This is a genomic window from Providencia sp. PROV109 (assembly GCF_033681625.1).
GTDB lineage: Bacteria > Pseudomonadota > Gammaproteobacteria > Enterobacterales > Enterobacteriaceae > Providencia > Providencia hangzhouensis.
Window position 1 is genome coordinate 52,459 of the sequence record NZ_CP096321.1, and the last position, 12,986, is coordinate 65,444.

At 51.0% G+C, this 12,986-nt stretch carries 17 protein-coding genes; 16 read left to right on the forward strand and 1 reads right to left on the reverse strand.

Annotated features, from left to right (window positions below; genetic code table 11):
• The first annotated feature begins 32 nt into the window (after positions 1 to 32).
• From M1F25_RS21855 to M1F25_RS21930, 16 genes are all read left to right on the forward strand, one after another.
• Positions 33 to 1,043: a YqaJ viral recombinase family protein gene (locus tag M1F25_RS21855; protein ID WP_000706865.1), complete on the forward strand. Its 1,011-nt coding sequence runs from the start codon at positions 33 to 35 to the stop codon at positions 1,041 to 1,043.
• Positions 1,044 to 1,242: 199 nt separating this feature from the next.
• Positions 1,243 to 2,520: a DUF3150 domain-containing protein gene (locus tag M1F25_RS21860; protein WP_000170087.1), complete on the forward strand. Its 1,278-nt coding sequence runs from the start codon at positions 1,243 to 1,245 to the stop codon at positions 2,518 to 2,520.
• 84 nt (positions 2,521 to 2,604) lie between these two features.
• Positions 2,605 to 4,401 carry a VWA domain-containing protein gene (locus tag M1F25_RS21865; protein ID WP_000039319.1) on the forward strand — a complete coding sequence of 599 codons (1,797 nt, stop codon included), beginning with the start codon at positions 2,605 to 2,607 and terminating at the stop codon, positions 4,399 to 4,401.
• Positions 4,402 to 4,462: 61 nt separating this feature from the next.
• Positions 4,463 to 4,798, forward strand: coding sequence for a hypothetical protein (locus tag M1F25_RS21870; protein ID WP_001447572.1), 336 nt, complete (start codon positions 4,463 to 4,465; stop codon positions 4,796 to 4,798).
• Between the two features lie 264 nt (positions 4,799 to 5,062).
• Positions 5,063 to 5,497, forward strand: coding sequence for a hypothetical protein (locus tag M1F25_RS21875; protein ID WP_004200877.1), 435 nt, complete (start codon positions 5,063 to 5,065; stop codon positions 5,495 to 5,497).
• A gap of 54 nt (positions 5,498 to 5,551) precedes the next feature.
• The gene (locus tag M1F25_RS21880; RefSeq protein WP_000050847.1) at positions 5,552 to 5,755 is read left to right on the forward strand and encodes a hypothetical protein; all 204 of its coding nucleotides are present in this window, start codon (positions 5,552 to 5,554) and stop codon (positions 5,753 to 5,755) included.
• 71 nt (positions 5,756 to 5,826) lie between these two features.
• Positions 5,827 to 6,432, forward strand: a complete 606-nt coding sequence (gene yfbR, locus M1F25_RS21885; protein ID WP_000071870.1) for a 5'-deoxynucleotidase — start codon at positions 5,827 to 5,829, stop codon at positions 6,430 to 6,432.
• Positions 6,425 to 6,694 (forward strand): hypothetical protein, encoded by a 270-nt coding sequence (locus tag M1F25_RS21890; RefSeq protein WP_000184110.1) that lies wholly within the window; start codon positions 6,425 to 6,427, stop codon positions 6,692 to 6,694. The genes yfbR and M1F25_RS21890 overlap by 8 nt, the downstream gene beginning before the upstream one ends.
• 13 nt (positions 6,695 to 6,707) lie before the next feature.
• A complete protein-coding gene (locus tag M1F25_RS21895) occupies positions 6,708 to 6,926 on the forward strand; it encodes a hypothetical protein (protein WP_000260293.1) in 219 nt (72 codons plus the stop codon).
• Between the two features lie 73 nt (positions 6,927 to 6,999).
• A complete protein-coding gene (locus M1F25_RS21900; protein WP_000064432.1) occupies positions 7,000 to 7,557 on the forward strand; it encodes a hypothetical protein in 558 nt (185 codons plus the stop codon).
• Positions 7,558 to 7,631: 74 nt separating this feature from the next.
• Positions 7,632 to 8,483, forward strand: a complete 852-nt coding sequence (locus tag M1F25_RS21905; RefSeq protein WP_000595210.1) for a hypothetical protein — start codon at positions 7,632 to 7,634, stop codon at positions 8,481 to 8,483.
• A 205-nt stretch (positions 8,484 to 8,688) separates the two neighbouring features.
• Entirely contained in the window at positions 8,689 to 8,835 is a 147-nt protein-coding gene (locus M1F25_RS21910; protein WP_001032043.1) for a hypothetical protein, read from the forward strand.
• A gap of 106 nt (positions 8,836 to 8,941) precedes the next feature.
• Positions 8,942 to 9,328, forward strand: coding sequence for a hypothetical protein (locus M1F25_RS21915; RefSeq protein ID WP_001077336.1), 387 nt, complete (start codon positions 8,942 to 8,944; stop codon positions 9,326 to 9,328).
• A 177-nt stretch (positions 9,329 to 9,505) separates the two neighbouring features.
• Entirely contained in the window at positions 9,506 to 11,233 is a 1,728-nt protein-coding gene (locus M1F25_RS21920) for a toprim domain-containing protein (protein ID WP_000122922.1), read from the forward strand.
• On the forward strand, positions 11,220 to 11,498 hold the full coding sequence (locus M1F25_RS21925; RefSeq protein WP_000268337.1) for a hypothetical protein: 279 nt from the start codon (positions 11,220 to 11,222) through the stop codon (positions 11,496 to 11,498). Before M1F25_RS21920 ends, M1F25_RS21925 begins: the two co-directional genes overlap by 14 nt.
• A 72-nt stretch (positions 11,499 to 11,570) precedes the next feature.
• Positions 11,571 to 11,792, forward strand: a complete 222-nt coding sequence (locus M1F25_RS21930) for a hypothetical protein (protein ID WP_000714163.1) — start codon at positions 11,571 to 11,573, stop codon at positions 11,790 to 11,792.
• A gap of 181 nt (positions 11,793 to 11,973) precedes the next feature.
• On the opposite strand, the gene M1F25_RS21935 is transcribed toward M1F25_RS21930, so the two are convergent.
• The gene (locus tag M1F25_RS21935) at positions 11,974 to 12,978 is read right to left on the reverse strand and encodes an IS110-like element IS4321 family transposase (protein ID WP_000427620.1); all 1,005 of its coding nucleotides are present in this window, start codon (positions 12,976 to 12,978) and stop codon (positions 11,974 to 11,976) included.
• Positions 12,979 to 12,986 lie beyond the last annotated feature (8 nt).

Consider the following 12,986-nt stretch of genomic DNA (forward strand, 5'->3'; position numbering starts at 1 on the left):
AGATCTCCCTCCTAACCATTGGAGAGAGGTCCATGAAAATAGTCAACCTATCGCAACGCGAGGAAGATTGGCTTGATTGGCGGCGTCAAGGTGTAACAGCCACTGACGCCGCTATCCTGCTCAATCGGTCTCCGTACAAAACACGATGGAGACTGTGGGCCGAGAAGACTGGGTATGCGCGTGAAGTCGATCTGAGTCTTAATCCGCTGGTTCGCCGGGGGATAGAAAACGAAGATGCTGCAAGACGCGCTTTCGAGGAGAAGTATGATGACATGCTGCTCCCCGCCTGTGTCGAATCGGTTCAATACCCGCTCATGAGGGCCTCCCTGGATGGCCTGAGAGATAACGGGGAGCCCGTCGAGCTGAAAAGCCCGAGTGCGACTGTCTGGGAAGATGTTTGTGCTGAGAAAGCAAACAGCAAGGCATACCAGCTTTATTACCCGCAGGTGCAACACCAGCTCCTGGTAACGGGGGCCAAGCAAGGCTGGTTAGTCTTCTACTTTGAAGGTCAGATTCAGGAGTTTCCAATACTCCGAGACGAAGCCATGATTCAAGAAATCTTGGCCGAGGCTAAAAAGTTCTGGCAACAGGTAGTAGACAAGAAGGAGCCCGACAAAGATCCAGAGAGAGACCTGTACATACCGCAAGGTGAAGAGGTCAACCGTTGGATTGCTGCTGCTGAGGAATACCGCCTCTATGATGCAGAGATTCAGGAGCTGAAACAGCGACTGTCTGAGCTTCAAGAAAGGCAAAAGCCTCATCTCGACACCATGAAGTCCCTCATGGGGGAATACTTCCATGCCGACTACTGCGGTGTGATGGTAACGAGATACAAAGCGGCTGGCCGGGTAGACTACAAAAAGCTGTTGGCTGATAAGGCGTCAGGCGTGAAGCCTGAGGATGTTGACCAGTACAGAGAGAAGTCATCAGAGCGGTGCCGTGTAACGGTTACTGGCTCTGTGAAGCCACGGTACATTGTTGATGAGGACGTGCTTGCTCCTCTTGATGATTTGCCGGAAGAAGTAGAGACGTTCTACTGGTGAGTGGGGGATTTTCCCCCGCTTTCCCTTGGGGATTCTGGGAGTCTCCAACGGAAAGCAAGATTTTGTTCTCTTCGGAGAGCGAAAAGTGCGATAGCTGGTCGCCAAAAACAAACAGCAAATTAACGTTAATTTACTAGCCCAACCGGGCGCATCCGCCCGGTTCGGGACGTGGTGCGCCCCCAACTTTTTGGAGTGCATCATGACTAAAGTGAACCATCTACAAAGCCTCTGTGTTATCCACGTAGACTTTGACATCTGGAGTGGACAAACCCGTTTGTCTGCATCTGATCTCAAGCTGGGCGAGGGTGGTGAAATTCCACCTGAGAAAGTAGCTCAACTGGGAAGTAAGAAGATCTGTGATCCGGCTAAGCTGAAAGGCTTTCATCGCCTGAAAACAGAAACTCGTCGCCTCCTGCTGAAATTCGGTATGCCGTTCATGAACGGATTTGCCGTACCCGTCAGCAAGACCGATGAAATCTGTAACAAGCTGAATGACATCAACTTTCAGTTTAACCAACTGAAACAGGATTTCATCAAAGGTTACAACAAAGCCGTGGATGAATGGTGTCAGGAGAACCCTGAGTATGAACGAGCTATCCGTGCCGGAGCCCTTCCAAAGGAAACGGTCGAGGAGCGGATTGGCTTTGAGTACCAGGTGTTCATGATCCAGCCTGTGAACGAAGATGAGGCCAACGCCAAACGCCTTAACCGCAAGGTTGAGCGCCTGGGTGACGATCTCATCTCCGAAGTGGTTCAGGAAGCGAATAAGTTCTATATGGAACGTTTGGCCGGTCGAGACCAATGTGCGGTCACTACTCGGCAGACACTCCGTAACATCCGCGACAAGGTGGATGGGCTTAGCTTCCTGAACAGCGCTTTTAACCCTCTGGTCAAGCTGCTCGACCAAACCCTCCGGGGATACGAGCAACATGCCGATGGCCGAAACATCGTTGCGCCTTTCTTTTATCAGGTCGTGGCCGCAGTGCTGATCATGAGCGAGAGGGACCGCATCGAGCAGTATGCCAATGGCTCGATTACTGTAGAGGGCATGGCTAATGACATTGGCGGTTCGGGAGCCCAGATGGGGGACCGTTCTAAAGATGAAAAGGCCGAACAGAAAAGCGATAAAGCCGGTGAGCTTATCCCTGCAACAGAGGGTGGCGAAACCAAGCAGCAACAGGTAGGTGGTACTGAATCTGTTCAATCAGAACAGACTAACAGCGGTGGTAACTCTGTTGACCTGGATGAAGACATCGACAACTTCTTCAAGAGTTTTGCAGAACGAGGCGAGGGTGAATCGGAAGATGAATCCAATGCCGGTGATGTGGTTCGAGAAGAGCGTGTTGATGTTGAGGATGAGCTGGTTTTGCCTGAGGAAACTCCGGTAGAGCAAGAGCCTGTCCAAGAGGAGACGACAGAGGAGCCTCTCAACCAGGAGCTGCCTAAAACTGACGACGATGGCGACTATTTCTTCTAATAGTCACTTCAACTAAACCGACCCGGAGGGGATAGCCATTCCCTCCAGGGGTGGACTATCTCCTTCCCTACCAGGAGAAAAGATATGTCCAAAAAACGCACCATTTACAGCGCTCTACCAATCGTGGCCGCAGCCTATGGTGAAAAACTCGGTGTCAAAGTCGCCATCGGTAACGATGACGCATACACCGATGGTAAGACCATCGTGGTTCCGAATATCCCCGACGACTATCCTCACATGGATGCTGTCTGGGGGTATTTGGCCCATGAAGCAGCCCATGTCCGGTTTACGGACTTTGGTGTTGAGCGCCGCAGAGGTCTTCATGCTGAGTTGTCCAACGTTTTGGAGGACTGCCGCATAGAACGGGCCATGATGGAACTCTTCCCCGGTACGTCGCAGACCCTGAATGAGGTTGCTCGCTATATGGCTCAAGCTGGTCATTACGAGCACGTCACAGACAAAGAGGCCCCTGCCTCCATTCTGACAGGGTTTTGTTTGTACTGGTTGCAAACCAAGGCTGTAGGGCAATCCGTCCTTCAACCCTATCTCGATTCGGCTACCCCCGTATTCGAGCGCGTGTTCCCTCAGGGTGTTGTTGTTCGGCTGAACGCTTTACTGCGTAAGGCTGTGAACACTAAGTCAACCGCAGAGGTGACATCCTTGGCCGACCAAATCATCAAGATGATCGAGGAGGAAAAGGAGAAAGAAGAGCAAAAGCCCCAGAATGGTCAGGATGGTAACAACCAGCAGAATGCTGGTGGCAACCAACCTCAGAACAGTCAGGGCGGAAGTGGTAACGATCAAAACCAAGGGCCTGATGCCAATGGTGGTGATCAGCAAGGTAAAGACCAGAAGCAAGACGATGCTAACGGGAAATCTGATCCGAAAGGACAGGGCGACCAAGGCAAGTCGGATACTGATGGTGGCAGCAAGGCAGGACAAAGCCAGGCTGGTGGCAATTCTGACGCGGCGAAACAAGACGCGGCCAAAATGCTCCAGCAGGTTCTGAATGCCGGTGCCGGTGATTTGCGTGGTGACGCGCATGATGCACTTAAAGCCGAGCTCAACCGGGTGGCTCAAGATAAGGGGGACAGTAGCTATATGACTGTTCGCTCTGCTGTGAACACCCAGGACAACCCTGCTGTTGGCAAAAGCCTGGTAGGGGATGTGAAGAGCACCACTTCAAAGATAAGAACGCAGCTCTACGGATTGGTCCAGGCCAGCCAGCGAGTTGCTCACCGTAACCAACGATCAGGGAAGCGTGTGGATGCTCGGAAACTACATCGTGTAGTGACGGGTGATACCCGCGTATTCCTCAAGCCAGAAGCCAAGAAACGCCCTAATACGGCGGTTCACATCCTGGTTGATATGAGCTCCTCGATGGCCTACAAGGCCGCCAATGGAAAGGAGCGTCAAGACATTGCGCGGGAAGCGTCCTTGGCTATTTCGATGGCTCTGGAAGCAATACCCGGCGTAAACCCGGCAGTCACCTTTTTTGGTGGCAACCGGAACCAGCCAGTGTTCAGTGTCGTGAAGCATGGAGATACGGTTCAGAATCGGGCCGGTCGGTTTGGGTTCAAAGCAACTGGCGGTACGCCTATGGCGGAAGCTATGTGGTATGCAGCTTTTGAACTCACCAAGACCCGTGAAGAGCGAAAAATGTTGATCGTAGTGACTGACGGGCAGCCTCAAAGCGCCCCGGCATGTCGCTCAGTGATTGACCTCTGTGAACGAAGCGATGTTGAGGTGATCGGCATAGGGGTAGAGACTACCGCAGTGTCAGGACTGTTCCAAAAGAACATTGTCATTGATGATGCGGCAGCTCTGCAACGCACACTGTTTAAGTTGATGGAGCGGTCATTGACTGCTTTTGCAGCTTAACAGGAAGTGAAACGACAAACGGCTATCCCTTCGGGGGTGGCCGTTTTTATTTGGAGAGTCTATGAACCAATTCCATTCATCTTTGGATTTGTATCATCGGAACAAAGGTAGAAGGGCTACAGTGCCGGAGACGCCTTTTTTACTGCTTGCTAAGCGCATTCCTCCGATGTACTGGAGACTGTTCCAGGGTGTTACTTTGGATAGTCGTATGGGATACACAGGCAGGCGGCAGTTCCACCGTCTTGGGCAAGCAATCGACTGGGCAAAGTCATCAGTTGGCGATTCCTGGTCAAATAAGCGCTTTCACAAGCCGGTAGGCCTCGATGTATTGCTGGCCTGTACTGCGAGTAAGGTGCCTGAACATCTGGTCGAAGAACTGAAAAGACGGGGCAGTTGATGCGTCTTTGAGCTTTGCACCCGAAAAGGGCAGTTTGAGCGTTCCTGTTCACACAGCTCTCGTGGAACAATCAAAGTGAGGAGGGAATACCCTCCCACTTTCTCAGAGGCCTTCATTGAGGGTTGCTGAGAAAGTGAATTTTGTCCTCTCTGAGGGCGAAACGTGCGATAGCTGGTCGCCAAAAACAAACAGCATTCAACCTCAGCCTAAGGGCGCACTGCGCCTGACAGGCTCTGTGTGCCCAAGTTACTTTAAGGAGCACACATGTCTCATCTGAACAATCTCAAATCCGTAATGATCTCTCTCGCCGCCGAACATAAGCTGCCTGAAATCTACCAGGATGACATCACTACCGATGTGGAGTCTCTGGATCGATTCGATGGTTTACGTCTGGTCTGGCTGTTGCGGTCTTGCGGCAGCGTATTGGTGCCAGCGGAAGTTGGCGTTAATCCGATCTATATCACCCATTGGTTGTGGTCTAACCACGGTCAACAGGTGGTTCCATTCTCTGTGGATACCCGCACGGGGTTGATTGAAAAAATCGACTTCGAGCAAGCTGAAAAGCTGATCATGCAGATGCCTTGCAACCTCTCTTCATTGCAGAACAAGGAATACTTGGTTGACCAGGTAAACCGAGTATTGCAACGAGGTTGTGAAATGCGTATCTGGGGTAGCTGGCCCAAAACAGCAATAACCTAACCCCTCGGGAGGAAACCCCTCCTGGGTTCTCTCCCACAAACAAAGGAGAGAAGCATGAGCCTAGACAAGTTAAGTCGGCTGGTGGACCAACAACGAAAGATCCAGGATGAAATCGACAATGAAATCATTCTGGCCGTCAAAGAGGTGTTGGCTACAAACTCAGTCGGTTTAGCCCGTGAGCTTGTTGGGGGTGTCCCGCAAGATCATCCATTCCATCCGTTTTTACTCGCTATAGCTAAGCAGCTTGACCCGAGATAACTAAGTAACCCAACCGGGTACACCAAGGCCCGGTCGGCTTTGGTGTACCTCCAACCAATTTTGGAGGCACTATGTCTAATTCAAATTTCGGCTTTCTAGCTCTGGCCTTGCGCCAACGCCTGATCAAACGCTGGTCACTGATGCACTCTGTTCAACCGGAGTCTGTGTTGGAACACAGCGCTGTTGTTACCCTGCTTTCCTACCTGGCTGGCAATATTGCCATTCAGCAAGGGAAGTCGGTGGATCTGGCAGTCATGCTTGCTCATGCTTCGTTGCATGATGCAGCCGAGGTTCTCTGTTCGGATGTTGTAACACCGGTCAAGAAAGCAAACGCTGTTTTGCAGCGTGAGTTTGAACGACTGGAAAAGGCCGCAGAGGACAAACTCATCCAGACTCTTCCCGAAGAACTCCAGGATGCAGTCGCCATAGCCTTCGCTCCCGGTGGCTATGAACAATCACTGGTTAAGGCCTGTGATACCTACTCCGCTTACATCAAGTGCAAACTTGAGGTGGCCGCAGGTAATGGCCTTGAGTTCCAGGATGCTCTCAGCAAAATGGAACGTGTTGTTGCTCAGGTGAAATCGGACTTCCCGGAAATCGACGCTCTGGACAAATGGTTTGGTAACGGACTCGGCCATTCAGTAGATAAACTGCTGGCAGGGGGTAACGATGACTAATCCAATCCCTGGCGACATCAAGATTAAGGACTTTGGCCGCGACCGGAAATTCCGTTCGGTTGATGAGCTTCAAAGCACTTTGTCAGAACAGTACAAAGGTCAGCATGTCAGCATCGTTTACCCTGCAAAGCCCAGCGGTTTACTCCGCACGGTTTTTGTCAGTGTCGATGATGCTGGTGGCGTGAATCGAACCTATGGGGACCAGTCTCCTGTCGATTTTTCTGCCATCAAAGATGACCTGTATGTACCAAGTGACCTGTAGGAGAGCACTAGCTATGGTGGTGATCATCGTAAACACAGGACACTATGAGTTTATCGGCCTTGGTGAGACCCACGGACAAGCCACAGAAGGGCTTTTGAAACGCTGGGACGAACACTGCGAACGTAATCCGGATGCTGAGTCTGGTTACATGCAGGAGCTGATAGAAGAAGGAAGCGCACAAGTTGTCGAGATGGAGCCCGGCTCCGCCGTAATTTACGGACTTGACGGCTAAGCCTTCTCAACTAACCCACTCGGGCGCATCATCCCGAGAGGGTGTGGTGCGTCCTAACCAAAAGGAATGCACTATGTCTAACTTTGAACAAGCTCTGGAGCGTACTGACGGTAAAACACTGATTCTCAGCAATGGGAGTAAGTGGGCAGGCCAAGACCCGGACAGTATTCAGACTTTACTGGATGTCCTGGGTGACAACGTTCTTGACCCGATGTTTGAGCAGTATCACTGTTATCGCCCATACCCGTTTGAACCAATGGTGAGGACGGGGCGAAATGGCGAAATGTTCCAGCCTTGGCTTGGGGCAGCCTGCTTCTTTGGGAACTTCCTGACTGTCTCTCATGTTTTCAACATCATCACGAAAGATGACGGTGTTGTTGAGGCCTTAACAGAGGCGATCCGGAAGAATATGGCGACTGAACAGTACCAGCAGAATGCCTATGAGCGTTATGCCGGTTGGTTCTACGCTGAAACCAGCGAAGGGTTAAGGCTAGTCTCTCCAAGTGAGGCTGCCGACATCCGAGCTGGCGCAGTTTCAAAGCTGCGTTACCCAAGAAACTTCGAGGTTATGAAAACTGCGGTTCTCAAAGGTCCTCGATTTGATACTGAATTAAGCCGCAAGGCTTCTTAACCCAAACATTAACCCCACGGGGGACATCGGTCCCTGAGGGGATGGTGTCTCCCTCTGAAATTAAGGAGATACCAATGATTAAACAGCATTTTCAAAACGAACTGGTTAAGTGTGGATACCCGGATGATCTGACGATTGAGTACAGTCTCGGATACTGCCAGGGGGATGGCGTAGCCTTCTACGGGGATTTGAGCGTTGATGACGTCAAAGCTCTCATGAATCGCCTATTCAGCACTGAGCCCGGCCAAGTGGATGCTGTCAGCCGCGTGAAGAACCTGATGGCACAGAAAGACATTGAGAATATGCTTTCTGTCCTCCGCGAATATGGTTCCTGTGACCTGTCCATTACTCGGAATAGTCACGGGCATCACTACAGCCATTGGAACTGCATGAACATCGACGACAACGTGGACTTCACAGGGATCTTCCCTGATGATGATTCCATGATTGGCACCGGCATTGAAGGGATTAACCAGGATATGGTCGAGCGCTGGCAAGACCTCTGGGAACGCTTTGTGCTGGAGCTGGCGGATGATGTAAAAAGTCTTTCCAAGAAGCTCGAAGCGGACGGGTACTCGCTGATCGAGGCCTCTCCATGCGAAGATGAAGTGGTTTGGGAACGGGCCACTGAAAACTACCTGGTGCGTGTTACTGAACTCCCTGAGCGGGATTTCGATATGGGCCACTGGGATGACGAAGTAAGAGACCAAACAATTTGTTCTATCCTGGAAGGGAAAGAGCGAGTGCTTGGCCTACGTGTTGAGGTACTCTCTCGTGAAAACGAGATTGTCCTGGGTGAAGAGAGTCTGCACGGCTTGACCGTTGCCAGTGATGACAAGAGCTACGCTGGCTACAGACGAGAACTTCTCCGGGGAGCTATCCAGCAAACCAGGGACTTTTTCTCTCGCCACCTCAAAGCGGCATAACAAGGCAGGGGGAAACCCCTGCTTTACTTCCCAAGTCTTCTTACTCATGGTGAATACCATCAGTAAGCAGATTTTGTTCTCTTCGGAGAGCGAAAAGTGCGATAGCTGGTCGCCAAAAACAAACAGCAAATTAACGTTAATTTATTAATCCCTGCGGGAGTCTATCTCCTGCTGGAGATACCTCCCGTTATTTCTGGAGGTATCCATGAACAAATTCCAAGACTTTAAGTTGGTTTATCGTCAAGGTGGTCGTCGCTTAGAGCGTGTCTTTACGGACACTCTTTACGCGAATGTGAAGCGTGTCGCTGACTCGTTTCCTCCGACCGTTCTTTGGCGCATTCAGCCAGCGTAAAACTCGGAACCTTAAAGCTCGGCTTTGGCCGTGACCTTTCAATAACCCATGCGGGTACACTTCCCCGCACGGGGTAGGTGTACCCATTAACTTTGGAGTACACCTTATGAACCAAGTAGCTAAATTGGACCTCGCCCAAATCCGTCAACAAGCCATCAATGATGGTCTGCTGGTGGACCAATCTTCCATCGGTAAACAAGCTGGTTTCCTGACCAATGTGGCAGTGACCCCGGCAATTGTCGATGGAGTATTTGGTGCAGATGGTAAGCACTCGGTAGAAGACTTCCTTTTCATGTTTTTGCAGCTTTGTGTTGCTCAAACAAAGGTCGCTTTTACCGACAACAAGAATTGGGGAAAGATTCGTCTTTATTACCCCATGCCCACTGTAGATGGCTTTTTCAAACCCACTGAGGTTGTGATTAAGTCAGATCCTGTAACCGCAGATGTCACAATCATGATGGCCTCGGAAGAGGGCGCTCATTTGTGCTTGTGATATTCACAAAATTCGCCTCCGTTTCGGGGGCGACCTTTTTAAACCCCTCGCCGGGGAGAACTCCCCGGCTGGGGAGCCTCCTTGGCACATTCTCCCGGTGTCGGGGTTTCCTTAAAACCCTGGCGACGGGGGTTTAAGGAAGCCTCGATGCTGGGGTTCACGCTAAGGAGAAAACCTATGTCTTACTACAAAGCTGACACCGTTCGTGAAGCTGCAAACGGAAACTGGCTATTCATCCTGGCGGCCCTAGCGCCCCATCTTGAACCAGCTCTCCGTAAACCTGGTCGTCATGTTTCTTGTCCTATCCACGGCGGGAAAGATGGCTTCCGACTGTTCAAGGATGCCCACCTGACTGGTGGCGGCGTATGCAATACATGCGGTGCCAATCATGATGGTTTTGAGCTGCTGATGTGGCTCAATAACTGGGACTTTAAACAGTGCCTGAGCGAGGTTGGTGATTATCTGGGCGTTGAGAAAGAGCAACCCCAGTATCAACAAGCCGCTGCACCGACACGAGCTCCTGTCCAGGCCAAAGCGCCTGTTCAGCAAGAGCCTATGAAGGTGAATAACAAGGTTCTCGATTCCAAGAATCGTAAAAAATCCATTGCCGGTACTCTGATTGCCCACGGTAAAGCTCCTTATGAGCATAACGAAGACAACGAGCTCAGCTACTTTGCCTTCATCCGTGACAAGAGCGGTTTGGAACGCACCATCTGGGGCGTGGATCTTGAAAGAGCCATTGGTGAAAGTGAAGCCAAGTATGGGGATGAGATCGTCATGACAAACCTCGGGCGCGAGCCTGTAACTGTCGTCGTTGAAGTTAAGGACGAGCAGGGGAATGTTGTGAGAGAACAACCTATGCAAACGCATCGCAACACCTGGCTGGTGGAACGTCGCGGCGCTACGGTAACGCAGTTCCGCGCTCGCTCGAACGGTGGTGTTGAGCCGGTGAGTCACCATGTTGAGTCGGCCCCTGTGGTCAACCGCAAGGTAGAAACTCCGGCACCGCAAGTACAACCTGCGGCCACACAACCGGAAGAGCAAAGCAGCGAAAATAAGCCGAAAGTTGTTCCGATGTTTCGTGAACAACCTAAGCCTTGGTTGCTTGAGCTCCAAGAAGAAATGGAGAAGAGAATGGAGCGCGAACGCGCTTACAGTGCTCGTCTCCGTGAGAAAATCGAGAAGGTATGGAACGAGTGTTTGCCGTTCTCCAGTCATGTGACTGAGCCAATGCGTCTGTACTTCAAAAACCGCGAGCTGCTGTTCAAAGTTGATGAAGTAGAAAAAACAGACTGTCTGCGGTTCAATCCGGCTATGGCCTACTACGACGAAGATGGCAATGAAGTTGGGAAATTCCCGGCTATCGTCTGCGCTATCCGAGATGTGGAAGGCAACCTGGTAACGCTCCACCGCACCTATCTCACCCAAAACGGTAAAAAAGCCAAGGTCGGCAACGCCAAAAAGATGATGCCCATTCCTGACGGTTTGGATGTCAATGGCGCGGCCATCCGCCTCGGTGAACCGACTGAGGGTATCCTGGGTGTTGCAGAAGGGCTGGAAACAGCTCTGTCAGCTTATCGAGTCACTCAAATCCCGGTTTGGTCAACGGTCAATGCCACCCTAATGGAGTCCTTCGAGGTTCCAGAAGGTGTTCACACCGTACTGATCTGGGCTGACAAAGATAAGTCTGTGACTGGGGAGAAGTCAGCGAACGTGCTGAAAGCCAAGCTGGAGAAGCGCGGCATTCGTGTGTACGTCCTGCTGCCTAAGCTCCCGATCCCGCCCAGAGCGAAAGGGATTGACTGGAACGATGTCCTGATGAGTCAGGGAAGCCTCGGTTTCCCGAATGCTCGCTACCTGCGCGATTTCATTGCGAGAAGGAGAGCTGAGTATGGCCGTCATTGATGTCTCGAAGGTTGATACAACGCCTGGTAACGACGCGGTGTGCCCCTTCTCTCCCCCTGAGGGGTGGGAGGGGGACTCTGCGGCCTACGTTGAGCTTATGCGGTCTCGGTATCGTCATCTGATGCACGGCCAGAGAATGATGGTGACAGCCTCCTTCGCAAGAAGGGAGCCTATCCAAGTTACTGGCCCGTTTGCTGATGAAGCGACGAAGATCATTAACTCAATGAAGATGAACAAGGCGAAGCCAACAGCTTTGTCTGCCTAAAACTTTAACCCTGAGGGGGTGTTCATGCCCTCTCAGGCATGATTCGCCTCCTCTTCAACTATGGAGGTAATCATGAAAAAGTTTTTGCGTATTAAGACGTGGTTTGTGCGTCTTTTCTCTCCTGACAAGAAGACTCTGGGAGCTATCGGTGAAGACCTGCGTAAGGTCGCCGTAACAGCCATCGGTGTCGGTATTGTAGGGGTCGTCTCAGAAAACGGAATCTATGGTCACTCCCGTTTTTGCAACACCGATTTTGACGATAAATTGGCTTGCTTGAATCTATCCGGCGTCTGAATGGGATTTTATTCCCGCGCCTCGATGAGTTCCGCGCCTGATGAACCTCCAGAAAATATACGGCTTCAATGAGCCTTTCCGTTTTACAGGTTCCTCAACAGGCCGGTGGGCCGTTAGTATCATCAATATCAGTATTCGCAAAACCAGATCAGTGATTCTTTAAACCGGTGTATTTCTGCCGTTATGCTACATAAGTTTGCTGTCGTGCCGTTAGGGCCCAGGCTATTCTGGCCAGCTTGTTTGCCAGAGCACAAGTGACGACAAAGTTGCTTTTCCTACACAGTAGATCCCTGACCCAATCGGCCAATTTGCCAGACTGGTGTTCCAGTTTTTGTATGAATACCCTGGCACATTGAACCAACAAAGTTCGGATCTTTTTGTTACCTCGCTTACTAATTCCCAGCAATGTCGTCCGACCTCCCGTGCTGTACTGTCGAGGCACTAGCCCTGTTGCCGCCGCAAAGTCACGACTGCTGGCGTACTGCTTCCCGTCGCCAATCTCAGTTGAAATAGTACTCGCTGTCAGTGTTCCGACGCAGGGAATGCTCAGCAAGCGCTGTCCAATCTCATCTTCGTCCAACTTTCGTTTCAACTGGGATTCCAAATCTTTAATCTGCTCAACAAGATAGTGATAATGCTGTTGTAATTTCAGCAATAACTGGCTGAGGTATAGAGGCAAACTATTGTCCTCAAGAAGGGTACTCAGTCGGCTAATAACGGCAGCTCCTCGTGGAACGCTGATGCCAAATTCCAGCAGAAAAGCATGCATCTGATTGGTTGTTTTTACCTTATCCTGAACCAGGGATTCACGGACACGATGCAGCGCACGCATTGCCTGCTGAGATTCAGTTCTGGGCTGTACAAAACGCATAGACGGACGCGATGCAGCTTCACAAATAGCTTCGGCGTCGACAAAGTCGTTTTTGTTACTTTTAACGAATGGACGGACAAATTGTGGTGATATCAGCTTAGGAAAATGCCCCAACTCTTCCAACTTGCGTGCCATAAAGTGAGAGCCACCACAGGCTTCCATTGCGATGGTTGTAGCGGGGCATGTCGCCAAAAATTCGATTAACTTTGGCCGTGTAAATTTTTTACGGTAAACAGCCTTGCCGCGACGATCTTGGCAATGAATATGGAAAGAGTTTTTACCCAGATCGATACCAATGAGCGCAATGTTTTCCATGATAGTTC